This is a genomic window from Pseudomonas sp. LBUM1668 (assembly GCF_059695715.1).
The window spans coordinates 3,973,255-3,997,089 of sequence record NZ_CP166787.1 but is presented as its reverse complement, the minus strand read 5'-3'; the positions used below and the strand labels follow the sequence as shown (position 1 = coordinate 3,997,089).

At 59.8% G+C, this 23,835-nt stretch carries 19 protein-coding genes; 9 read left to right on the top strand and 10 right to left on the bottom strand.

Annotation, left to right across the window (positions count from 1 at the left end; translation table 11 throughout):
• Positions 1 to 51: 51 nt before the first annotated feature.
• The gene (gene sulA / locus ACA061_RS18010) at positions 52 to 525 is read right to left on the bottom strand and encodes an SOS-induced cell division inhibitor SulA (RefSeq protein WP_150604507.1); all 474 of its coding nucleotides are present in this window, start codon (positions 523 to 525) and stop codon (positions 52 to 54) included.
• A 10-nt stretch (positions 526 to 535) separates the two neighbouring features.
• Entirely contained in the window at positions 536 to 1,144 is a 609-nt protein-coding gene (lexA, locus tag ACA061_RS18005) for a transcriptional repressor LexA (protein WP_016775490.1), read from the bottom strand.
• A 229-nt stretch (positions 1,145 to 1,373) separates the two neighbouring features.
• Here lexA and ACA061_RS18000 point away from each other — a divergent pair, with 229 nt between their 5' ends.
• The 3 genes from ACA061_RS18000 to ACA061_RS17990 all read left to right on the top strand — a co-directional run bounded on the left by ACA061_RS18000 (position 1,374) and on the right by ACA061_RS17990 (position 4,000).
• Complete coding sequence (locus tag ACA061_RS18000) at positions 1,374 to 2,081, top strand: TetR/AcrR family transcriptional regulator (RefSeq protein ID WP_150604506.1); 708 nt, start codon at positions 1,374 to 1,376, stop codon at positions 2,079 to 2,081.
• A 158-nt stretch (positions 2,082 to 2,239) separates the two neighbouring features.
• Positions 2,240 to 3,250, top strand: a complete 1,011-nt coding sequence (gene nagZ / locus ACA061_RS17995) for a beta-N-acetylhexosaminidase (protein WP_497299780.1) — start codon at positions 2,240 to 2,242, stop codon at positions 3,248 to 3,250.
• A 12-nt stretch (positions 3,251 to 3,262) separates the two neighbouring features.
• Positions 3,263 to 4,000: an S-methyl-5'-thioinosine phosphorylase gene (locus ACA061_RS17990; protein ID WP_210553177.1), complete on the top strand. Its 738-nt coding sequence runs from the start codon at positions 3,263 to 3,265 to the stop codon at positions 3,998 to 4,000.
• A 137-nt stretch (positions 4,001 to 4,137) separates the two neighbouring features.
• On the opposite strand, the gene ACA061_RS17985 is transcribed toward ACA061_RS17990, so the two are convergent.
• Genes ACA061_RS17985 through mfd form a run of 3 tightly spaced genes read right to left on the bottom strand, consistent with a single transcriptional unit; the run spans position 4,138 to position 10,866 of the window.
• Complete coding sequence (locus ACA061_RS17985) at positions 4,138 to 6,828, bottom strand: DEAD/DEAH box helicase (protein ID WP_210699607.1); 2,691 nt, start codon at positions 6,826 to 6,828, stop codon at positions 4,138 to 4,140.
• An 11-nt stretch (positions 6,829 to 6,839) separates the two neighbouring features.
• Positions 6,840 to 7,406 (bottom strand): CsiV family protein, encoded by a 567-nt coding sequence (locus ACA061_RS17980; RefSeq protein WP_150604502.1) that lies wholly within the window; start codon positions 7,404 to 7,406, stop codon positions 6,840 to 6,842.
• Between the two features lie 10 nt (positions 7,407 to 7,416).
• On the bottom strand, positions 7,417 to 10,866 hold the full coding sequence (gene mfd / locus ACA061_RS17975; protein ID WP_150604501.1) for a transcription-repair coupling factor: 3,450 nt from the start codon (positions 10,864 to 10,866) through the stop codon (positions 7,417 to 7,419).
• 354 nt (positions 10,867 to 11,220) lie between these two features.
• Here mfd and ACA061_RS17970 point away from each other — a divergent pair, with 354 nt between their 5' ends.
• Positions 11,221 to 12,684: a glyceraldehyde-3-phosphate dehydrogenase gene (locus tag ACA061_RS17970; RefSeq protein WP_497299779.1), complete on the top strand. Its 1,464-nt coding sequence runs from the start codon at positions 11,221 to 11,223 to the stop codon at positions 12,682 to 12,684.
• 185 nt (positions 12,685 to 12,869) lie between these two features.
• On the opposite strand, the gene ACA061_RS17965 is transcribed toward ACA061_RS17970, so the two are convergent.
• A complete protein-coding gene (locus ACA061_RS17965; protein WP_210553173.1) occupies positions 12,870 to 14,168 on the bottom strand; it encodes an MFS transporter in 1,299 nt (432 codons plus the stop codon).
• Between the two features lie 74 nt (positions 14,169 to 14,242).
• Here ACA061_RS17965 and ACA061_RS17960 point away from each other — a divergent pair, with 74 nt between their 5' ends.
• Positions 14,243 to 15,289 (top strand): FAD:protein FMN transferase, encoded by a 1,047-nt coding sequence (locus ACA061_RS17960; RefSeq protein ID WP_497299778.1) that lies wholly within the window; start codon positions 14,243 to 14,245, stop codon positions 15,287 to 15,289.
• A gap of 201 nt (positions 15,290 to 15,490) precedes the next feature.
• Positions 15,491 to 16,885, top strand: a complete 1,395-nt coding sequence (gene sthA / locus ACA061_RS17955; protein ID WP_007907752.1) for a Si-specific NAD(P)(+) transhydrogenase — start codon at positions 15,491 to 15,493, stop codon at positions 16,883 to 16,885.
• A gap of 42 nt (positions 16,886 to 16,927) precedes the next feature.
• Here the strand turns inward: sthA and ACA061_RS17950 are convergent, their stop codons facing one another.
• Both ACA061_RS17950 and ACA061_RS17945 read right to left on the bottom strand, forming a co-directional pair.
• Positions 16,928 to 17,650 carry a glycerophosphodiester phosphodiesterase gene (locus ACA061_RS17950; RefSeq protein WP_042560155.1) on the bottom strand — a complete coding sequence of 241 codons (723 nt, stop codon included), beginning with the start codon at positions 17,648 to 17,650 and terminating at the stop codon, positions 16,928 to 16,930.
• Between the two features lie 14 nt (positions 17,651 to 17,664).
• Positions 17,665 to 18,246 (bottom strand): PilZ domain-containing protein, encoded by a 582-nt coding sequence (locus tag ACA061_RS17945; RefSeq protein ID WP_210553171.1) that lies wholly within the window; start codon positions 18,244 to 18,246, stop codon positions 17,665 to 17,667.
• Between the two features lie 94 nt (positions 18,247 to 18,340).
• Between ACA061_RS17945 and ACA061_RS17940 the strand changes: the two genes are divergently transcribed.
• The 3 genes from ACA061_RS17940 to ACA061_RS17930 all read left to right on the top strand — a co-directional run bounded on the left by ACA061_RS17940 (position 18,341) and on the right by ACA061_RS17930 (position 21,590).
• Positions 18,341 to 19,591 (top strand): lipoprotein-releasing ABC transporter permease subunit, encoded by a 1,251-nt coding sequence (locus ACA061_RS17940; RefSeq protein ID WP_150604496.1) that lies wholly within the window; start codon positions 18,341 to 18,343, stop codon positions 19,589 to 19,591.
• A gap of 7 nt (positions 19,592 to 19,598) precedes the next feature.
• On the top strand, positions 19,599 to 20,282 hold the full coding sequence (lolD, locus tag ACA061_RS17935; protein ID WP_191626485.1) for a lipoprotein-releasing ABC transporter ATP-binding protein LolD: 684 nt from the start codon (positions 19,599 to 19,601) through the stop codon (positions 20,280 to 20,282).
• 63 nt (positions 20,283 to 20,345) lie between these two features.
• Entirely contained in the window at positions 20,346 to 21,590 is a 1,245-nt protein-coding gene (locus ACA061_RS17930; RefSeq protein ID WP_497299777.1) for a lipoprotein-releasing ABC transporter permease subunit, read from the top strand.
• 99 nt (positions 21,591 to 21,689) lie between these two features.
• Here the strand turns inward: ACA061_RS17930 and ACA061_RS17925 are convergent, their stop codons facing one another.
• Together ACA061_RS17925 and ACA061_RS17920 are read right to left on the bottom strand one after the other, a co-directional pair.
• Positions 21,690 to 23,039, bottom strand: a complete 1,350-nt coding sequence (locus tag ACA061_RS17925) for a heavy metal sensor histidine kinase (protein ID WP_497299776.1) — start codon at positions 23,037 to 23,039, stop codon at positions 21,690 to 21,692.
• Positions 23,039 to 23,719: a heavy metal response regulator transcription factor gene (locus ACA061_RS17920; protein ID WP_150598069.1), complete on the bottom strand. Its 681-nt coding sequence runs from the start codon at positions 23,717 to 23,719 to the stop codon at positions 23,039 to 23,041. The genes ACA061_RS17925 and ACA061_RS17920 overlap by 1 nt, the downstream gene beginning before the upstream one ends.
• Positions 23,720 to 23,835 lie beyond the last annotated feature (116 nt).

Sequence of the window (23,835 nt, the reverse complement as noted above, 5' to 3'; positions counted from 1 at the left end):
CTCTATCCCTGGAGAAGCCCTGCGCTTCACACAGCGCGTGTAACTTGCAAATCAACCCAATCGAATGTTCAGGCTCTGAGCGTCGCCCGTGCGCGCAGCGCTGACCAACTGCTGCCGTGAACTTGTGTTCAACGGGTTGAGCCAGGTAACGACTGTGTGGCTGCGGCCCAGACGTAATGCCTCGCACGCCAATTGCTGAGCGCTTTGAGTGCCGCGCGGTTGCAGCAGGAGAATGCGTTCGCGGTTCAGGCCGGCATCGCGCAGCCAAGTCTGCGTGAGGCTTGCGGGCGGTGCGATCAACGTCAGCCAGCGAGCGTCCTGATCCTCGCTCAATTCGCGAAGGATCGGAGCCAGCAGATTCAGGCAGTTCCCGGCCGCACCGCGCAGAGACAGCTCACTGAATACTTCAGGTTCGGCATTCCATTCGCGCTCGACCACTTCTTTGAGGATCGGCGCCATCGGTTGCGCCAGAAACGCTTCGAATAAAGGCAGTTGTGTTTGCTGAGGTGTGTGTGGGAACTGCATAGAGCCTCCTTTAGCGGCGGATTACGCCGACACTCAAGCCTTCGATCACCAGTTCCTGATCTTTCAGGTCGACTTCGATAGGGGCGAACTCGGGGTTTTCGGCAATCAGCCAGACCTTGCTGCCTTCGCGCTTGAAGCGTTTGACCGTCACTTCATCGCCGATACGGGCGACAACGACCTGGCCGTTACGCGCTTCGCGGGTGGTGTGGACTGCGAGGAGGTCACCGTCGAAAATGCCGATGTCCTTCATGCTCATGCCGTGTACACGCAGCAAATAATCGGCGCGTGGATGGAAGAAGGTCGGATTGATGTTGCAGGATTCTTCGATGTGCTGCTGGGCGAGGATCGGCGCGCCGGCAGCGACACGGCCGATGATCGGCAGGGTAGAGTCATCCGCCTTGGCTTCGAAGCCAGGGATGCGAATACCGCGTGAGGCACCCGGAGTCATCTCGATGGCGCCTTTGCGGGCCAGCGCTTTGAGGTGTTCTTCTGCCGCGTTGGGCGACTTGAAGCCCAGTTCCTGAGCGATCTCCGCACGTGTTGGCGGATAACCGTTGTCTTCGAGGCAACGTTTGATAAAGGCCAGAATCTCGGCTTGGCGTGGCGTCAGCTTTAGCATAATGATCGCTCTGTCTTTTTATACAGTGACTGGGATTATATACAGTGAATCGGTCTTGGCAATGCCCGTTTTTTTACCTGCCGCCAGACGGTCAGCGGACGTGCTTATTAATGCGTCGCCCTTGTGTGGTTAAATAGATGACTGACCATTCCCAAAAAGAACCGACAGGCTTGACAAGACACAGGCTGAAACGTATGTTTCAAACAAGTGTTTGTCAGGCGGAGTAGCCATGGCCCAGTCGGAAACCGTTGAACGCATTCTTGATGCTGCCGAGCAGTTGTTCGCGGAGAAAGGTTTCGCTGAAACCTCATTGCGTTTGATCACCAGCAAGGCTTGCGTCAACCTGGCTGCGGTCAACTATCATTTCGGCTCCAAGAAAGCGCTGATTCAGGCGGTGTTCTCGCGCTTCCTCGGGCCTTTCTGCGCCAGTCTCGATAAAGAGCTGGAACGCCGTCAGGCCAAACCTGAAAACAAGCCGACCCTCGAAGAGTTGTTGGAAATCCTCGTCGAACAAGCCCTCGTGGTTCAGCCTCGCAGCGGTAACGACCTGTCGATCTTCATGCGCCTGCTCGGTCTCGCGTTCAGCCAAAGCCAGGGGCACCTGCGCCGTTACCTGGAAGACATGTACGGCAAGGTGTTCCGTCGCTACATGCTGCTGGTCAACGAAGCAGCACCTAACATTCCCCCGATTGAATTGTTCTGGCGCGTGCACTTCATGCTCGGCGCCGCCGCGTTCAGCATGTCCGGCATCAAGGCGTTGCGCGCGATTGCCGAGACCGATTTCGGCGTCAATACCTCCATCGAGCAGGTCATGCGCCTGATGGTGCCGTTCCTCGCGGCGGGCATGCGCGCCGATTCCGGTGTCACCGACGCTGCCATGGCCACTGCGCAATTGCGCCCGCGCAGCAAATCAACGCCGGTCGCCGCCAAGGTTTAACCGCGCACGGGTGGGCGCGGCAGCTTGTATCCGCTAAGCTAGCCGCCCATGCCGACTCTCGTTCTGAACCCGATCCTAAAAGAAATTGCTGACCTGCCGAGCATTGCTCACGGTAGCGATTTGTTGCGGATCGGGTTTTTCGTTTTCAAGGAATTTCTATGACTGCTGGCCTGCAAGGCTCGTTGATGGTGGACGTCGCCGGTACCTGGCTGACGGCCGAAGATCGCCAATTGTTGCGTCAGCCCGAAGTGGGCGGCCTGATCATTTTCGCGCGCAATATCGAGCATCCGCGCCAAGTGCGTGAGCTTAGCGCGGCGATCCGTGCGATTCGCCCGGATTTGCTGCTGGCGGTGGATCAAGAGGGCGGTCGCGTGCAGCGTCTGCGTCAGGGCTTCGTACGCCTGCCGGCCATGCGCGCCATCGCTGACAACCCGAATGCCGAATACCTGGCTGAGCAATGTGGCTGGATCATGGCCACCGAAGTGCTGGCCGTGGGCCTCGACCTGAGCTTCGCGCCGGTGCTTGATCTGGATTATCAACGCAGCGCCGTGGTCGGCACTCGTTCGTTTGAAGGTGATCCGCAGCGTGCCGCGTTGCTCGCTGGCGCCTTTATTCGCGGCATGAACAGTGCCGGCATGGCCGCCACTGGCAAGCATTTCCCCGGTCACGGTTGGGCCGAAGCCGACTCCCACGTTGCGATCCCCAACGACGAGCGCAGCCTTGACGAGATCCGCGCCAACGATCTCGTGCCGTTCGCCAAACTCAGCAAACAACTGGCCGCGATCATGCCGGCGCACGTTATCTATCCGCAGGTGGATTCGCAGCCAGCAGGATTCTCGCGACGCTGGTTGCAAGACATCCTGCGCGGCGAGTTGCAGTTCGACGGCGTGATCTTCAGCGACGACCTGTCGATGGCCGGCGCTCACGTGGTCGGCGATGCCGCCAGTCGCATCGAAGCTGCGCTGACTGCCGGTTGCGACATGGGCCTGGTGTGCAACGACCGCGCCGCTGCCGAACTCGCCTTGAGCGCCGCGCAACGCCTGAAGGTCAAACCGTCCGCCCGGATCGCCCGTATGCGCGGTCAGGCATTTGCCAGTACCGATTATCGCCAGAGTCCGCGCTGGCTCACCGCTATCGGCGCGCTCAAAGATGCTCAGCTGATCGACTAAGGATTTTTCGTTATGACGGTTTACGCAATCATCGGTGGCACGGGCCTGACCCAGCTCGAGGGCTTGAGCATTCGCCAGTCGCTGGCAGTGGACACGCCATATGGTGCGCCTTCGGCCGACGTGCAGATTGGCGAATACGCCGGTAAGGAAGTGCTGTTCCTCGCGCGTCACGGGCACCCGCATCGCTTTCCACCGCACAAGGTCAACTACCGCGCCAACCTGTGGGCGTTGAAGCAGGCCGGCGCCGAAGCGATCATCGCAGTCAACGCCGTGGGCGGGATTCATCCGGCGATGGGCACCGGGCATTTCTGCGTACCACATCAAATCGTCGACTACACCAGCGGTCGCGAGCACACCTTTTTCGCCGATGACCTGGAACAGGTCACTCACATCGATTTCAGCTTTCCCTACAGCGAGCCGCTGCGTCAGCAATTGATTGCGGCAGTGGCTGCCGAAGGTTGCGAGTACAGCGATCAGGGTGTTTATGCCTGCACGCAGGGGCCACGCCTGGAAACCGTGGCCGAGATCGTACGTCTGGAGCGTGATGGTTGCGACATTGTTGGCATGACCGGCATGCCGGAAGCAGCATTGGCTCGCGAGCTGGATCTGGATTACGCCTGTCTGGCGCTGGTGGTGAACCCGGCGGCGGGCAAGACCACGCAAGTGATCACCATGGCCGAGATCGAGCAGGCGTTGCATGACGGGATGGGCAAGGTGAAGTCGACGTTGGCGCGGGTGCTCAAGGGCTGATCAGGCCTGCGAGTTGACTCCATCGCTGGCAAGCCAGCTCCCACAGGTTTTTGTATTGTTCACAAAATAGTGTTCAATCCAAAATCACTGTGGGAGCTGGCTTGCCAGCGATGACGATCTAACTGGCGCTGAAGATCTCAGCGCTTGTCGAGCTTGTCCGGCAACGGCGCAAACAACGCTTCAATATCGTCATTTTGCAACTTCCAGTCTCCAGCCTTGCGCCCGTCCAGCACACCCGCTGCCAGATCAGACTTCTCTTTCTGCAAGTGCTGAATCTTCTCTTCCACCGTGCCTCGGGCAATCATCTTGTAGACGAACACCGGTTTCTCCTGACCGATGCGGTACGCGCGATCGGTCGCCTGATTTTCGGTCGCGGGGTTCCACCACGGGTCGTAGTGAATCACCGTATCCGCTTCGGTCAGGTTCAAGCCAACACCACCGGCCTTCAGGCTGATCAGAAAGATCTGACGATTGCCGCTCTGGAATTCCTTCACCGGGGTACGCCGGTCGCGGGTCTGCCCGGTCAGCAGGGCGTAGGAGATTTTACGTTTCTTCAGTTCATCCTCGATCAGTGACAGCATCGAAGTGAACTGCGAGAACAGCAGAATCCGCCGACCTTCTTCGAATAGCTCTTCGAGCATTTCCATCAGGCTGTCGAGCTTGCCGGAAGTGCTGCCGCGGGCGGGCAGGGTGGCGCCATTGACCAGGCGTAAATCACAGCAAACCTGACGCAGCTTGAGCAGCGCTTCAAGAATGATGATCTGGCTGCGCGCCACGCCTTTGCGGGTGATCTCGTCGCGGACTTTTTTATCCATGGCCAGGCGCATGGTTTCGTACACGTCGCGCTGCGCTTCGTTGAGATCGACCCAGTGAATGATTTCAGTTTTGGGCGGCAACTCGGTTGCGACTTGTTCTTTGGTGCGACGCAGCAGAAACGGTTTTATCCGACCATTAAGGTGCTGAAGTCTGACCTCGCTGCCACGTTTTTCGATCGGCACGCGGTAGTCGGCGTTGAAGCTTTTAACGTCGCCTAGCCAGCCCGGCAGCAGGAAATGGAACAGCGACCACAGCTCGCCCAAGTGATTTTCCAGCGGTGTACCGCTCAGGCACAGACGCTGACGCGCATTCAACTCGCGCGCCGCCTGCGCCGCTTTGCTGTTGGGGTTCTTGATGTACTGTGCCTCGTCCAGCACCAAGACATGCAAAGGCTGTTGCACCAGACGTTCAATGTCCTTGGGCAGCAGCGCGTAGGTAGTGAGGATCAGGTCGAAGTCAGCCAGATTGTCGAAGTGCTTTTTGCGACTGGCGCCATAAAGCGCGAGCACTTTCAGTTGCGGCGTGAAATGCGCCGCCTCATCGAGCCAGTTCGGGATCAGGCTGGTAGGCATCACCACCATGCACGGACGATCCAGGCGCCCGGCGATTTTCTCGCTGAGAATATGCGCCAGCGTCTGTAGGGTTTTGCCCAAACCCATGTCATCCGCGAGTATCCCGCCCACTTCCAGTTGCCGCAGCGACTGCATCCAGCTCAAGCCTTCGAGTTGGTACGGACGCAATGTTGCGTTCAGGCCTTCGGGGGCCTCGATGCTGAAATCACGGATATCGCGCAGGCGCTGGGCAAACGTGCGGATCTGCTCGCCGCCCTCCCACAGCAGCGGCAGGCCCTCCAGCGAATTAAGACGCGTGGCGTCAGCCTTGCTCAGGCGCAGGGTGGTTTCGCCAGGTTCCTGCAAGTAAAACTCGCCGAGCGTGGCCAGCACCGGTTTCAGCCGGCCCAGCGGCAGCGCCACCTGCAACGGTCCGTGCTCGAGGTTGCGCTGTGGAATGTTGACCAGAATCAGCTCGTCGTCACGGCGCCGCGCGAGGCGCTCCGGATTGAGGATTTCCGCGTGCGAGCGCATCAGGTTGAGCAGGATTGGCAGTAAGCTCAGGCGCTCACCGTTGACGATGATCCCCAGTTCCAGGTCAAACCAGTCGCGCTCCGGCGCCTGTTCAACCGTGGCGTACCAGTCATCCACGGCGGTCAGGTCGAAGCCGAACTCTTCGTCGATCTGCAATTCCCAGCCTTGGGTACGCAGCTTTGGCAGTTCGTTGAGGGTAAAGGTCAGCCAGGCGCTGTCATTGACCATTTCATACAGTTCGCCAGCGCTTTCCGGCAGGGCTTTGCTCTGCCGGGTGGCGATACGAAAGCCGAGGATTCTTAACTGTTCGCGGTAGGACTGTTCGACTTCCGGGTGGCGTTTTATCCGCAGCGTCTGGGTTTCCTGGCGGATCAGGATGTCGCTGTTTTTCTGCCCGCTGACGTATTCGTCCAGATAGCTGAACGACAACGCCGCGCGATGCTGAATGTAGCGTTGCATCTTGCCGTTGCGCGGTTCAAATGCGCTGAACTCGACGCTGGCCAGCCATAGGCGAGGCATTGGTTGCACGTTGTCGACCAGCACTTGCGGTGGCGCCTTCGGGCCACGGTTTTCCAGCACTGCCTGGAGTTTTTCCAGCAGCTCGGCGTCTTTTGCGGCGGCGGGGTACTCGAGGGTTTCCTGGATTTTCAGCAGCACCGCTGCGCAATGCTTGCAGTTGCTGCGAACCGGGCAGGTGCACGCGGCGTCGACCAACAGCAAAGTGCCTTTGGCTGACTCGCGCAGGTGAATGGTCTGACGGTAGACGTTACCGCCAGAGCCTTCGCAACTGGCGGTAATGGTCGCATCGCCGACCTGGGCAATGCGTACCCGGTTTTCCAGGGCGTAGCGGCGACCACGCTCCAGGCTCTGTTCCTTGAATCGGCTGACCCAGGAGGGTGCCAACGGTTTACTCAGGGGCGGGGACATAAGGACTTCGATCAGTCCGGAACGACTTCAGGCGCTTCCCGTGGCGCAGGCGCGGTCAGGGAAGTGATCTTGATCAGCAGGGCCAGATGGCCGTTGTCGAGATAATTGAGCTGGCCGTTTTTGGTGTGGCTGTCCTGTTTCAGGCGCTCACTGGCGGTGACCAGGCCATTGGCGTCGATCTGATTGACCCAAAAATCCGCAGCCACGTCGGTAAAGCGCCCGAGTTTCATCTCAAGCGTACCCTCGATCGGGAACTGACCGAATTGCTCGTTGCCTTCGCTGACCGCGACTTTTACCGGCGATTCACCGAGGGTTTGCTGCCAGGCCTTGTGCATCAATACGCTGTACTCGCCGCTGGCAGTGAGTTTGGTGACGACGTCATTCAGCGCCGGCGTACGTTTGCTGTCGTCGCCCAAACGCTGGGCGCCGGCCGCCCAGTCTTCCGGCGCGGCGCGGCTGACGATTGCCGGCACAGCGTTCTGGCGCACCAGGATCATTTCGACCTGGTACAGGTCATCGGCAAACGCCATGGGTGCTACGAAAGTGAGTAGCAAAGTCAGTGAGCGAAACAGGCGCATGCGGCGTCCTTCAAGCAGTTTTCGGGATGAGGCGCTCAAACAGCGCCTCTACAGTATTAAAGCGCTCTTCCGGACGCTCCATCGGCACCTGGAACTTGAACATCGTGGCGCCTTCGAATTTGTAGCGTTTTGGCTGGCTCTGAATCAGTTTGATCAGGGTCATCGGGTCGACCGGGGTCTGCGCTTCAAACTCAATGCGTCCACCCTGCGGGCCACCGTCGACCTTCTTGATGCCCAGCTTTTCAGCCTGCAACTTCAGGGCTGTGATGCGCACCAGATTCTTGGTCGGCTCCGGCAGCAGGCCGAAACGATCGATCATCTCGACTTGCAGATCCTTCAAACCTTCCTCGTCGGTGGCCGACGCGATGCGCTTGTACAGGATCAGGCGGGCGTGGACGTCCGGCAGATAGTCTTCCGGTATCAGCGCCGGTACCCGCAGATTGACTTCCGGGCCACCGCCAAGCGGTTGATCGAGATTCGGTTGCTCGCCCTTGCGGATCGATTTAACCGCGCGCTCAAGCATTTCCATGTACAGCGTGAAACCCACGGCTTGAATCTGGCCACTCTGGCCATCGCCGAGCAGTTCGCCGGCGCCACGGATTTCCAGGTCGTTGGTGGCCAGCACGAAACCGGCGCCGAGATCCTGAGTATTGGCGATCGCCTCTAGACGCTTTTCTGCGTCTGAGGTGATTTGCTGGCGCGGCGGCGTCAGCAGGTAGGCGTAAGCCTGGTGGTGACTGCGACCGACGCGGCCACGCAGCTGGTGCAGTTGCGCCAGACCGAACTTGTCGGCGCGTTCAATGATGATGGTGTTGGCGCTCGGCACGTCGATGCCGGTCTCGATGATGGTCGAAGCGATCAGCACGTTGAAACGCTTGTGATAGAAGTCGCTCATCACTTGTTCGAGTTCGCGCTCGCGCATCTGCCCGTGGCCGATGGCGATTCGTGCTTCCGGCACCAGTTCGGCCAGATCGGCGGCGCACTTCTCGATGGTCTTCACATCGTTGTGCAGGTAGTAAACCTGTCCGCCACGCAGCAGTTCGCGGAGCAGGGCCTCTTTGACCGTGCTCTTGTTCTGCTCCATGACGAAGGTGCGCACCGACAGGCGTCGCGCCGGCGGCGTGGCAATGATCGACAGGTCGCGCATGCCCGACACCGCCATGTTCAGCGTGCGCGGAATCGGTGTGGCCGTCAGGGTCAGAATGTCGACTTCGCTGCGCAGAGCCTTGAGCTGTTCTTTCTGACGCACACCAAAACGGTGCTCTTCGTCGATGATTACCAGCCCGAGGTTTTTGATTTTCACGTCGTCGGACAGCAGTTTGTGCGTGCCGATGACGATGTCGATCTTGCCTTCCGCCAGATCGGCAATCGCCGCATTCACTTCCTTGGCGGACTTGAAGCGGCTCATCACTTCCACGCTCACTGGCCAGTCGGCGAAGCGGTCGCGGAAGCTGTTGTAATGCTGCTGGGCGAGCAGGGTGGTCGGCACCAGGATCGCAACCTGGCGGCCGCCGTGCACGGCGATGAATGCCGCGCGCATGGCCACTTCGGTCTTGCCGAAACCCACGTCGCCGCAGACCAGGCGATCCATCGGTTTCGGCGCGAGCATGTCGGCGCGTACTGCTTCGATGGTGGTTTGCTGGTCGGGCGTTTCTTCGAACGGGAAACCGGCGCTGAATGTCGCGTAGTCGGCTTTCGGATCGGCGAACGCATAACCTTCGCGAGCGGCCCGACGGGCATAGATGTCGAGCAGTTCGGCGGCCACGTCGCGCACCTGCTCGGCCGCTTTGCGTTTGGCTTTCTGCCAGGTCTCGGAGCCGAGACGGTGCAGCGGGGCCAGTGCATCGTCGCTGCCGGTGTAGCGGGCGATCAAGTGCAGGTTGGCCACCGGCACGTAGAGCTTGGCGTTCTCGGCGTATTCGAGGGTGAGAAATTCGGCAGCCTGATCGTCGATCTCCAGAATCGTCAGGCCCAGGTAGCGGCCGACACCGTGATCGATGTGCACCACCGGCGCGCCTTCGCGCAGTTCGGTGAGGTTCTTGATCACCGCGTCGTGGTTGCCGTCGGCGCGCTTCTCGCGACGGCGGCGCTGCATGACTCGCTGACCGAACAGCGGGCTTTCGGCGACCAATGCCAGCGCCGGGTCGTCGAGCATCAGGCCTTCGTCGAGCGGCGCAATGGTGATCGCCAGGCGATCCTTGCTTGCGACGAAATCCGGCCAGCTGTCGACGGTTTTCGGTCGCAGCTTCAGGCGTTCGAGCAACTCCAGCAGGACTTCGCGACGGCCCGCCGATTCTGCCGTGAACAGCACGCGTCCCGGGAATTCGTCGAGGAAACCTGCCAGCGCTGCCAGCGGTTGCGTGGCCTTGGCTTCGATCGCCAGATTCGGCAGCGCTTGTGCCGGGAAGCGCTCGCGACCGGCACCGACTTCCACGTCCTGTTGACTGGCAACTACGCGCGGCCAGCTCTTCAGCCTGGCAAAGCAATCTTCCACCGGCAGGAACAATTCGGCAGGTGGCAATAAAGGACGAGCAGGATCGACGCGGCGCTCTTCATAACGATTGCGTACGTCGTTCCAGAAGTTCTCCGCCGCTTGCTCGATGCCCGGCAGCGAGAACACTTGCGTGTCCTGGGGCAGGTAATCGAACAGGGTCGAGGTTTCGTCGAAGAACAGCGGCAAGTAGTACTCGATACCGGCCGGTGTAATGCCGCTGCTCAAATCCTGAAAGATCGGGCAGCGACGGAAATCAACGTCAAAGCGCTCGCGGAAACGCGCCTTGAAGCGGGTGACCGCGTCTTTCTGCAGCGGGAACTCACGGGCCGGCAGCAGCTTGACCGAATCGACCTTGTCGATGGAACGCTGGTTTTCCGGATCGAAGGTGCGCAGGGTTTCGATTTCGTCGTCGAACAGGTCGATGCGATAGGGCAGCTTGCTGCCCATCGGGAACAAATCGATCAACGCGCCGCGCACGGTGAACTCGCCGTGCTCGTAGACGGTGTCTACATAGCGATAGCCGCTGGCTTCGAGCCGCGAGCGCATTTGCTCGACGTCGAGCTTCTGGCCGACATCCAGCACCAGGCTGCTGCCGAGCAGGAACTTGGTCGGCGCCAGACGATGCAGAGCCGTGGTGATCGGCACCACCAACACGCCATGCGCCAGCTCCGGCAACCTATATAAGGCGGCAATGCGCTGGGAAATGATGTCTTGGTGCGGCGAGAACAGATCGTAGGGCAGGGTTTCCCAGTCGGGGAAATGCAGGACGGGCAAATCCGGGGCGAAGAAACTCAGCTCCTGTTCCAGCCGTTCGGCACTTTGGCTGTCGGCGGTCAGGAGCAGGGTGAAGCGCTTGGCAGCGCTGGCAGCCTCGGCAATCGCCAGGCTCAGGGCGGCACCGGGCAAATTGCCCCAATGCTGTTTACCTGCCTCGGCAGGGAGTTGCGGTAGACGCAGAACAGGCACGGAAGGTTGAGCTCCAGGCGTTGCGACAAAGTCGGTAATTGTAGCGGCGTCCGATGCTGCCTGTCAGTTGCAGACTGTGTCTATCTTCGATGTTTGGGTGAAATGTAGTGGTAACCATAAAAACCAGCACTTTTTTAGCGGTTATGTAGTGCCGAAACCGCGTGGTGTTTCGGAGGGTTACAGACATCGTCTAACAGTCGTCGAAAAATTGACTGTGCTGGAGGCCGCGTATTTACTGGGCTGGAGAAGGGCGTAATTTTTTTGAACGGAAATTTGTTAGCGTTTGCGCGACAAGCGCGCATTGCTACAAGAGGTTCTGAGCGGCATAATGTAGCCCCTTTTTTCTGCCCCTACATGTGGAAGGTTACCGTGACTCAGAAGCCCGACCAGTGTCTTGGTGAATGGATCGACCGTGAAGCACTCGCAGAAGCGATGATCCCGCTTATCGGTCAGCTCTACCGCAATAACAACGTGGTGAGCTCGATCTATGGCCGCAGCCTGATCAACCAGTCTGTCATCGCGATTCTCAAAGCTCACCGCTTTGCGCGCCACCGTTCTTCCGACGACAGCGAACTCTCCGTCCACGAAACATTCCCCCTGCTCAAAGCCATGAGCGAGCTCAAGCTCGGCGCGGCTTCGGTAGACCTGGGCAAGTTGGCGTTCAAATTCCGCAACGAAGGCAATGGCCGCAGCGCCGAGCAGTTCGTTCGTGAAGAAATGGCTGATGTGGTTGGCCAGCAAAACGCCTCGGCCCGCAAAGGCACTGACGTTGTGCTGTACGGCTTCGGTCGTATCGGCCGTCTGCTGGCGCGCATCCTGATCGAAAAAACCGGTGGTGGCGACGGTCTGCGTCTGCGGGCCATCGTCGTGCGTAAAGGCGCCGACAACGACCTGACCAAACGCGCCAGCCTGCTGCGTCGCGATTCGGTCCATGGTTCGTTCAACGGCACCATCACCATCGACGAAGAAAACAACACCATCACCGCCAACGGTAACCTGATCCAGGTGATCTACGCGAAGAATCCGACTGAGGTGGATTACACCCAGCACGGCATCAAAGACGCGCTGCTGGTGGACAACACCGGTGTATGGCGTGACGCTGATGGCCTGGGTCAGCACCTGGCATGCCCGGGTATCGACCGCGTTGTTCTGACCGCGCCGGGTAAAGGCAAGCTGAAGAACATCGTTCACGGCATCAACCACGGTGAAATCACCGCTGAAGACAAGATCGTGTCTGCCGCTTCCTGCACCACCAACGCCATCGTGCCGGTGCTGAAAGCTGTGAATGACAAGTTCGGCATCATCAATGGGCACGTCGAAACCGTTCACTCGTACACCAACGACCAGAACCTGATCGACAACTTCCACAAGGGCGATCGCCGTGGCCGTAGCGCCGCGCTGAACATGGTTATCACCGAGACCGGTGCTGCCACCGCTGCTGCCAAGGCCCTGCCTGAACTGGCCGGCAAGCTGACCGGTAACGCGATCCGTGTGCCAACGCCGAACGTGTCGATGGCCATTCTCAACCTCAACCTTGAGAAAGCCGCCACCCGTGAAGAGATGAACGAGTACCTGCGCTACATGGCGCTGCACTCCGATCTGCATAAGCAAATCGACTTCGTCAATTCGCAGGAAGTGGTTTCGACCGACTTCGTTGGCTCGCGCCACGCCGGTGTGGTCGACGCTGAAGCGACCATCGTTCAGGACAACCGCGTTGTTCTGTACGTCTGGTACGACAACGAGTTCGGTTATAGCTGCCAGGTGGTTCGCGTGATGGAAGACATGGCCGGTGTAAACCCGCCAGCGTTCCCGCGCTAAGCCTTAGCTGCACATGAAAACGCCCCGACTTAGGTCGGGGCGTTTTTTTATGCCTTGTAAATCTCTATTGCCTGTACCGGCCTCATCGCTGGCAAGCCAGCTCCCACAGGTTTCTTGGGAGGTTGCACAATCGCATTCACACCCGAAACCCCTGTGGGAGCTGGCTTGCCAGCGATGGCGTCCTGTCAGGCGCCGCCGACCACAGCCGCTTGCGCAGTACGCAGCTCATGCCTGTTGCCACGAAACAGCACCAGCGTCGCAATCAACCCCAGCACCGCCGCACCCGTGAGCCAGAGCCCCGGCGCAGCTTTGTTACCCAGCACATGAATGAGATAAGTGCACGCTGCTGGCGTAAAACCACCGAACGTTGCCGTCGCCAGGCTGTAGGCCAGCGAGAATCCGGTCGTACGCACTTCCACCGGCATGATCTCCGTGAGCGCCACCACCATCGCACCGTTATAAGAGCCATACAGGAACGACAACCACAGTTCGACGATGAGCAGATGGCTGAAACTCGGATTGGCCACCAGCCACGACAGCGCCGGATAAGCCGTCAGAATCGCCAGAATTGTCGCCGCGAGCAGTAGGGGTTTGCGTCCGATCTTGTCGGACACCGCACCCATCACCGGCAACCAGAAGAAGTTCGACAGGCCGATACAGACCGTCACCAGCAAGGCGTCCAGATCCGACAGATGCAGTTCGGATTTGCCGAACGTCGGGGTGTAGGCGGTGATCAGGTAGAACGACACGGTGGTCATCACCACCAGCGCCATGCCGGCGATGACAATGCCAAAGTTCTGACCGATTGAACGGACGATTTCGCGCAGGGTAGGGCGATGTTTGCGCGCCTGGAATTCCGGGGTTTCCTCCAGCGAACGACGGATGACGAAGATCACCGGTACGATCATGCAGCCGATCAGAAACGGTACGCGCCAGCCCCATTCTCCCATCTCCTCCGGGCTCAGCCAGTGATTGAGACCGACACCGAGCAGGCCGGCGAATACCACGGCAGCCTGCTGGCTGGCAGATTGCCAACTGACGAAAAAGCCCTTGCGGCCGGGGGTGGAGATTTCGGCCAGGTAGACCGACACGCCGCCCAATTCGACGCCAGCGGAGAAACCCTGCAACAGGCGACCAAACAGCACCAGCAACGGTGCTGCCACGCCAAGCGTTGCATAGCCGGGGACGCAGGCAATCAGCACGGTGCCGGCGGCCATCATCGCCAAGGTAATGATCAGGCCTTTGCGCCGGCCATGGCGGTCGATGTAGGCGCCGAGGAAAATCGCCCCCAATGGACGCATCAGGAAGCCGGCGCCGAACGTGGCCAGCGACAGCATCAGGGATGCAAAGGCGCTGTCGGCCGGGAAGAAGGTTTTGGCGATGGCCGTGGCGTAGAAGCCGTAGACCATGAAGTCGAACATTTCGAGGAAATTGCCGCTGACAACGCGAAAAATCGCTTTGCCGTTGCCCGTGGTCGAGGACATTTGCAGATACTCACTATTGAATTTGTATGAAGGCGTTGCATCCGTTTCGGAGCGAGCGCGCTCTGTAGTCCATAATGGCCGCCGCGGTTTTGCAGGGAGATGAAGATTTGTTAACTGGACGGTGCAGAGGGCTTGTGGTGCTGGTCGCTGTTTTGTCCGGCTGCGGCAACGGCGACAGCCTTGAAAACTTTGGCGGCGCGACCATGGGCAGCACGTATTCGATCAAGTACGTGCGCCATGCAGGTCAGGCGGATGCCACGCGATTGCGCAGCGAAGTGGAGGGCATCCTCGGTGAAATCGAGCGGCAAATGTCCACGTATCGCAGTGACTCGGACATCGAGCGCTTCAACGCATTGCCCGCCAATACGTGTCAGAGAATGCCCGCGCCTATCCTCGAATTGGTCCGCGTGGGCGAACAGCTGTCAGAGCAAAGCGAAGGTTCCTACGACCTGACCGTGGAGCCGCTGCTGAATCTGTGGGGTTTCGGCCCGCAAGGTCGCGAAGAAAAGGTCCCGGGCGCCGCTGCGTTGGCTGAAGTGTTGCGCAGGGTCGGTCACCAGCATCTGCGCATCGATGGCGAGCAGTTGTGCAAGGACGCCGCCGTCGAAGTCGACTTCAACAGCATCGCCGCCGGTTATGCCGTCGACACGATTGCCACCCGGCTCGAGGCCATGGGTATCGACGATTACCTCGTTGAAGCCACAGGCGAACTGAAGGCCAAGGGCAAAAAACTCGACGGTTCGCCATGGCGCATCGCGTTGGAAGCGCCTCGCGATGATCAGCAGGTCGCCGAGCGCATCATTAATGTCGACGGCTACGGCGTCTCCACTTCGGGTGACTACCGCAACTATTTCCTGCAGGACGGTCGGCGTTATTCCCACACCTTCGATGCACGCAGTGGCGCGCCCGTCCTACACGACCTGGCGTCGGTCACGGTCATTCATCCTTCAGCGTTGATGGCCGATGGACTATCGACGCTGTTGCTGATTCTCGGGCCTGAAAGGGCGTGGGCCTATGCCGAAAAACATGACATTGGTGCATTCTTTGTCATTCGTGCCGATACAGGTTTTGTCATCCGCACCAGCAAGGCTTTCGATCGACTCGCTGGCGCAAAAAATTGACTGAGAACAATACGAAAGCTGGCGTTGTAGTGCAGGCAAAAGTAGCCTACGACGCGACCAAGGGTTAATGTGCGCGGCGTTGACGCTTCTATAGACTGTGTCCGGGTTCTTTACTGACCCCCAATTGTTCCTTCACGCCGCCGTTCGGCGTGATTTAGCCGCCGGTGCTGCTGGCACCGCGGCCTGTTCTGAGGAGTACGCATGGCTGTCTACAACTACGACGTGGTGGTGCTGGGTTCCGGCCCGGCGGGAGAAGGCGCGGCAATGAACGCCGCCAAAGCAGGGCGCAAGGTCGCGATGGTCGACAGCCGTCGCCAGGTCGGCGGCAACTGCACCCACCTCGGCACCATCCCGTCCAAGGCACTGCGTCACTCGGTGCGGCAGATCATGCAGTTCAACACCAACCCTATGTTCCGGGCCATCGGCGAGCCGCGCTGGTTCTCCTTCCCGGACGTGTTGAAAAGCGCCGAGAAAGTCATTTCCAAACAAGTCGCCTCGCGTACTGGCTACTACGCCCGTAACCGTGTCGACGTGTTCTTCGGCACCGGCAGCTTCGCCGACGAGCAAACCATCGAAGTGGTCTGCGCCAATGGCGTGGTCGAGAAACTGGTGGCCAAGCACATCATCATCGCCACCGGTTCACGCCCGTATCGCCCGGCGGACATCGATTTCCACCACCCGCGTATTTACGATAGCGACACCATCCTCAGCCTCGGCCACACCCCGCGCAAACTGATCGTTTACGGCGCCGGCGTGATCGGTTGCGAATACGCGTCGATCTTCAGTGGTCTGGGCGTGCTGGTTGAACTGGTGGATAACCGCGGTCAGTTGCTGAGCTTCCTCGACTCGGAAATCTCCCAGGCGTTGAGCTACCACTTCAGCAACAACAACATCACCGTGCGCCACAACGAAGATTACGATCGCGTTGAAGGCGTCGACAACGGCGTGATCCTGCATCTGAAGTCCGGCAAGAAGATCAAGGCCGACGCCTTGCTCTGGTGCAACGGTCGTACTGGCAACACCGATCAGTTGGGTCTGGAAAACATCGGCGTCAAGGTCAACAGCCGTGGCCAGATCGAAGTCGATGAGGCTTACCGCACCTGCGTGCCGAACATCTACGGCGCGGGCGACGTGATCGGCTGGCCGAGCCTGGCCAGTGCTGCTCACGACCAGGGCCGTTCGGCCGCTGGCAGCATTGTTGATAACAATAGCTGGCGCTTCGTCAACGACGTGCCGACCGGCATCTACACCATTCCGGAGATCAGCTCGATCGGCAAGAACGAGCAGGAGCTGACTCAGGCCAAAGTGCCGTACGAAGTCGGCAAGGCATTCTTCAAGAGCATGGCGCGAGCGCAGATTGCCGGCGAACCGCAAGGCATGCTGAAGATCCTGTTCCACCGTGAAACCCTGGAAGTACTGGGCGTTCACTGCTTCGGTTATCAGGCGTCGGAGATCGTTCACATCGGTCAGGCGATCATGAGCCAGCCGGGCGAGCTGAACACGCTGAAGTACTTCGTCAACACTACGTTCAACTACCCGACCATGGCTGAAGCCTATCGGGTAGCGGCGTACGACGGCCTCAACCGGCTTTTTTGACGGGCTCCGGCCGGTGGCCTGAGCCGGCCGGGGAGACCGATTTCAGCAATTCTCGAGGGTGGCAGTGGCCAAACCGGGAAAGTCTGTAATCAGGCTGTCAACGCCGAAGTCGGCGAGTCTGCGCATCAGCGCAGGCTCGTTGACGGTCCACACCGACACATGCAGGCCCTGACGCTGCGCTTTTTGCAGGCGCTCAGGCGTACACAGCGTCCAGTTCAACGCCAGAATCTCGCAGCCGTAGCTTTGCGCGACCTTCAACGGGTCGAGCCAGGCGTATTCGGCGACCAGACCGCGCGACACGTCCGGCACCAGATCCAGCGCCGCCTTCAACACTTCCCGCGAGCTCGAGGTGATGGTCACCTTGTCGAGCAAGCCGTGGCGTTGCGCCATTTCCCGAATTGCCAACACGGTGGTGGCAGCGCGAGTGCGTGAAGCGCTTTTGACTTCAAGCTGCCAGTGCTCGAAATCGCACTTCTCGAACAACTCTTCCAGCGTCGGAATCGGGCACGGCTTGATCCAGCCCGGGCCGCCCTTGCGCGCGTCAAACGTCACCAGATCGGCGGCAGTCTGCTCGACGACCTTGCCGCGACGGTCGGTGGTGCGCTTGAGGGTCGGGTCGTGGATGACCATCAGCTCGCCGTCCTTTGACAGGTGCAGATCCAGTTCGCAGCGGCGCACGCCGTGCTTGAGACATTCCTGAAAACTGGTCAGGGTGTTTTCCGGTGCTTCGCCCTTGGCGCCGCGGTGGCCGTAGATGAGGGTCACGGTTCTTCCTTAATTTAAATGCCTGATTCGTTTTGTTCGCGGGCCAGACGACGTTCCTGGGCCTGCTTCTGCAAGATATAGCGGGCAAGCAACTGGCGCTGGGCATCGGTCAAGTGTTCGAACTCGGTGCCGACGTCATAACCCTCACCCTTGCGGTCGCAATGGGTGACGCGGGCACGCAGCAACAGGCCGAGCGCCTGGGGCATCAGCACCAGCTTGATCGACAGGTGTGCCCCCGTGGCGATGGGCGTCGGGTGCTGGAAGTCGATGCCGCCCTCGGAAATGATCACCGGTTGCGGATCGCCGATCTGGCCGAGCACGGTGAGGGCGACCACCTGGCTGAGCAAGTCGATGCGCTTGTTCTGGGATTTCAGGAACGCGGCGATGGCCCGATCGCGTTCGCTGATCTGGCGCAACAGGTGCTGCGACTCGAATTCGCTCAGGTGCAGTTCGCTGAGCAGGTTGAATAGAGGGGAAGCATCCTGCAACACTTCCTGGCCTGCGGCTTCGGGAGCGGACAGGGGCCGAATTTCCAGTGCGATCGTGTCCTCGATACGGTAGTATTCGCGGCGATCTTCTTCATCTAATGTCGACATGGCGAACCCATGGTAGCGGCGGTGGTCTGAGTGTAAAGCTGGTTATCGACCCCCGCCACAAGGACGTTCCTTTTCCCTCCGAACAAGCCCCGACATGTTCAGACCTCTCTTCGTATTTATCGGCACGCGTTATACCCGTGCAAAGCGTCGCAATCATTTTGTGTCATTCATTTCCCTGACTTCGATGATCGGGCTCGCCCTTGGCGTAGTCGTGATGATCGTGGTGCTCTCGGTGATGAATGGCTTCGATCATGAGATGCGCACCCGCGTGCTGGGCATGGTCCCCCACGCGACCATTGAATCCACTGATCCGATCAACGATTGGCAAAGCCTGGCCACCAAGGTCAAGCAGAACCCGCAGGTGGCCGCCGTCGCGCCGTTCACCCAGATGCAGGGCCTGCTGACCAATAACGGCCAAGTCTCCAAGGTGTTGCTCAACGCCATTGACCCTGCGCTTGAACGCAATGTCTCGATCATCGACAACTTCATGAAGCAGGGCAAACTCGACGACCTGACGCCGGGCAGCTTCGGCATCGTCATCGGCGACAAGGCCGCGACCAAGCTCGGCGTGGGTCTGGGTGACAAGGTCACCTTCGTCGCCCCGGAGGTCAGCGTGACCCCGGCCGGGATGTTCCCGCGCATGAAGCGCTTCACCGTGGTCGGCATTTTCCATGTCGGCGCCGGCGAGCTCGACGGTTATCTGGGCGTCACCAATCTGCAGGATCTGGCGAAAATGCATCGCTGGAAGCCTGATCAGGTGCAGGGCCTGCGTCTGAAGTTCGACGACTTGTTTCAGGCACCGCGTGAGGCATGGAACATCGCCCAGCAACTTGGCGAAGACCGTTTCTACGCCCGTGACTGGACCCGCACACACGGCAATCTGTATCAGGCGATCCGCATGGAAAAAGCCATGATCGGTCTGCTGTTGCTGCTGATCGTTGCGGTGGCGGCGTTCAACATCATTTCCACGCTGGTGATGGTGGTGAACGACAAGAAGGGCGACATCGCCATTCTGCGCACCCTCGGCGCCACGCCGGGGACGATCATGCGCACATTCATGGTGCAAGGCACGGTCATTGGCGTGGTCGGCACAGCGATCGGCGCGGTGCTCGGGATTCTCGCCGCGCTCAACGTCAGCGCTGCGATCTCGGCCCTCGAAGGGCTGCTCGGGCACAAGTTCCTTAATGCTGACGTGTATTTCATTGATTATCTTCCGTCGCAGGTGCAGAGCCAGGACGTGGTCATGGTCTGCGCCGCTGCATTGGTTTTGAGTTTCCTCGCCACCCTGTATCCCGCCTGGCGTGCCGCGCGCACCCAGCCGGCGGAGGCGCTACGTTATGAGTGAGTCGGGCATGAGTGAAAAAGCAATCTTGAGCTGCCGCAACCTGGGCAAATCCTACGAGGAAGGCCCGGAATCGGTAGAAGTGCTGGCCGGTCTGCAACTGGAGTTGAATCCGGGCGAGCGTGTGGCGATTGTCGGCACCTCGGGCTCGGGCAAAAGTACTTTGCTCAACCTGCTGGGCGGCCTCGACACGCCAACAAAGGGCAGTGTCTGGCTCGATGGCGAAGAATTGTCGGCGCTGAGCGAGAAGAAACGCGGTCTGCTGCGTAACCGTTCGCTGGGCTTCGTCTACCAGTTCCACCACTTGCTGCCGGAATTCACCGCACTGGAAAACGTCTGCATGCCGCTGCTGATCGGCAAGACGTCGATCCCGGAGGCGCGTCAGCGTGCCACTGCGTTGCTGGAGCGAGTGGGGCTGGGCCATCGCCTGGAACACAAACCCTCTGAGCTGTCCGGCGGTGAACGCCAGCGTGTGGCAATTGCCCGGGCACTGGTGAACAAGCCGGGGCTGGTAATGCTCGATGAGCCGACCGGCAACCTCGACTCCCACACCGCCCAGGGCATCCAGGATTTGATGCTGGAACTCAGCACCTCGATGCGCACGGCGTTCCTGGTGGTGACTCACGACATGAACCTGGCTCGCCAGATGGATCGCGTTCTGCATTTGCAAAATGGCTGCCTGACGCCCATCTGATTGGCTGAAACCCGACGTCTGAAAAGGCGTCGGGTCTTTTATTTTTATACGGTGCCCCAGCGAATGTTCAGACCGTTATCGATCTTTATCGGCACGCGCTATACCCGCGCCAAGCGCCGCAATCGCTTCGTTTCGTTCATTTCGATGACCTCGATGATCGGCCTCGCCCTCGGCGTGCTGGCGATGATCGTGGTGTTGTCGGTGATGAACGGCTTCCAGCGTGAGATGAGCTCGCGCATCCTCGGCATGGTGCCGCACGCGACCATCGTTGGCGTGAAGCCGATTGACGACTGGCAGCCGGTAGCCGCCGCGGCCATGAAAAATCCCGAAGTGACCGCCGCCGTGCCGTTCACCGAGATGGAAGGCATGCTCTCCTACAAGGGGTTGATGCAGCCTATCCAGATCAGCGGCGTCGATCCGGCCCAGGAAGGCAAAGTGTCGATCGTCGCCCAGCACATCGTGCAGGGCCGTCTCGACGCGCTGAAGCCGGGGGAGTTCGGCGTGGTCATCGGTGAAATCACCGCTCGCCGTTTCCGCCTGAATGTCGGCGACAAAATTACCCTGATCGTGCCGGAAGTCAGCACCGCGCCGGGCGGCATTACCCCACGCATGCAGCGACTCAACGTGGTCGGCGTGTTCAAGGTAGGTGCCGAGCTGGACGGCTCGATGGGCCTGATCCACGTCGCCGATGCCGCGACCATGCAGCACTGGGAGCCGAATCAGGTGCAGAGCGTGCGTCTGGCAGTCAAAGACTTGTACGCCGCGCCGAAAGTGTCTTCAGACATCGCCGCCGGTCTTGGCGCCGATTTCAAGGCGGACGACTGGACCCACACTCAGGGCAGTCTGTTCAGCGCCATGAAGATGGAAAAAACCATGATCGGCCTGTTGCTGTTGATGATCGTCGCGGTGGCGGCGTTCAACATCATCGCCACATTGATCATGGTGGTGAACGACAAGGGCGCGGACATTGCGATCCTGCGCACCATCGGCGCCACGCCCCGGCAGATCATGGCGATCTTCATGGTGCAGGGCACGGTGATCGGCATTGTCGGCACGCTGATCGGTGGTGTGCTGGGCGTGATCGCGGCGCTGAATGTCAGTGAGCTGGTCGGCTGGTTCGAGCGAGTGAGCGGGCAGCACATCTTCAGCTCCGATGTGTATTTCGTCAGCAATCTGCCGTCTGAATTGCAGGGTGGTGACGTGCTGCTGATCTGCTCCGCCGGGTTTGTCTTGAGCTTTTTGGCGACGCTGTATCCGGCGTGGCGGGCGGCGAAGATCGAGCCGGCGCATGCGCTTAGATATTCGTAAGCACTGACGCGAAATACTGTAGGAGCTGCGGCACGCTGCGATCTTTTGATCTTGATCTTTAAGATCAAAAGATCGCAGCGTGCCGCAGCTCCTACAGTTTCAATCTTCTTTACGCAACTCAATCACAAACCGCGTCCAACCCCGATCCGATTCGCAATGAATCGTCCCGCCATGGGCCCGAACGATCGATTGAGTAATCGCCAATCCCAAGCCCGCATGTTCGCTGCTACCTTCCTGCCGCGCCGGATCGGCCCGATAGAAACGATCAAACAATCGCGGCAACAGTTCCGCTGAAATCCCGTCCCCGGTGTTCTCGACCGATACACGCACAGCATTCGGCAGGTCCTGGATCACCAAGCGAACCTCCCCCGAGGCGGGTGTAAATCGCAGCGCGTTATCCAGCAGATTCGACAGCGCTCGGCGCAACATACTGCGGTCACCTTCGATTTGCGCAGTGCCTCCACGGCTCAACGTCACTGCGCAGTCCTCGGCCAGTGGCGCAAAAAACTCCAGCAGCGCATCCGCCTCATCCGCCAACGCCAGTGGTTCACGCTTGGGTATCAGCAAACCGTGATCAGCCTTGGCCAGATACAACATGTCATTGACCAGTTGCGCCATCCACTGCAGTTCTTCGAGGTTGCTGTGCAGCGCTTCGCGGTAATCCTCGATCGGCCGCGGGCGGGTGAGGGTGACCTGGGTGTGGGTCAGCAGGTTTGACAGTGGCGTGCGCAGTTCATGGGCGATGTCGGCCGAAAACGCCGAGAGACGCTGAAACGAGTCGTCGAGGCGAGCGAGCATGGCGTTGAAGCTGTGGGCCATTTCCGCGAGCTCTGGAGGCATTTGCGCTTCCGACAGTCGGGCATTCAGCGATTGCGCCGAAATCCCACGCGCCACCGCACTCATGCGCCGCAGTGGTCGCAAGCCGCTGCGCGCGGCCCAGGCACCGAGCAACGCGGTAGCCAGCGCTGAAAGCCCCACGGTCAGCCAGATCAGATGCTGCATGCGTTGCAGAAAGTGCTGGTGATGGGTGATGTCCAGCAACAGCGTCAATTGTGGCGAATCGGGTTTATCCGGGTAGAGCGGGGCATTCAGCACTCGGTAATCGGTGCCATTATTGCTCACGGTCGACAGGCCGGGTTGTTCCGGCAAGACGTCTGGCACCTTGATCGAGCTGTCGTACCAGCGTTTTCCGTCACCGCCCGTGATGCGCAACGACAGATCGGCCTGACGGCTGAGTTCATCCGCGAGTCGCGCCTCACTTTCACCGGCCTGAACATCCTGCAAGGCGCGGCGCAGACCGATCAGTTTGCCGTCGAGCAATTGCTGGTCGAGCTCAATGAAATGCGCCTCACTGGCGCGGTTGAACAGCACCCCGGCAAACAGTGAGACCACAGCGGTGCAGGCAGCAAACAACAAGGCCAGGCGTGAACTCAACGACAACCGGCGCATCAGGCTGGGCGCTCTTCAAGTACATAACCCATGCCGCGCACGGTGTGGATCAGTTTGTTGGGGAATTCGTCGTCGACCTTCAGGCGCAGGCGCCGGATCGCCACTTCGATGACGTTGGTGTCGCTGTCGAAATTCATGTCCCAGACCTGCGAGGCGATCAGCGATTTGGGCAGCACTTCCCCCTGGCGGCGCAGAAGCATTTCCAGCAGGGCGAATTCCTTGGCGGTCAGGTCGATGCGCTGGCCCTGGCGTTCGACTCGGCGGCGGATCAGGTCCAGGCGCAGATCGGCCAATTGCAGGCTGGTTTCCTGCGGTGTGGCACTGCCCCGACGCAACAGGCTACGCACCCGGGCCAGCAGTTCGGAGAAGGCGAACGGTTTGACCAGGTAATCGTCGGCGCCGAGCTCCAGGCCGTGGACTCTGTCCTCCACCGCATCTTTGGCCGTCAGAAAAAGTACCGGCGTATCCAGGCCAGCACTGCGCACTGCTTGCAGGATCTGCCAGCCATTGCGCCCGGGCAGCATCACGTCGAGGATCAGCAATGCGTAATCACCGCTCAAGGCCAGTTGCTGACCGCTGTCGCCGTCGGCCACCAGTTCGGTGTTGAAGCCGGCCTCGGTCAGGCCCTGACGCAGGTATTGGCCGGTTTTCGCTTGGTCTTCGACGATCAACAGTTTCATGGGCGACTCGGGCTGATTCAATGTGATTCGGTGTGTAGCAACGAAAGCTTTATACCGTGACAGCAGGCGGCATCCGCCAACCTGACAAAGTTGTAATCTGCCTGTCAGGTAGATGC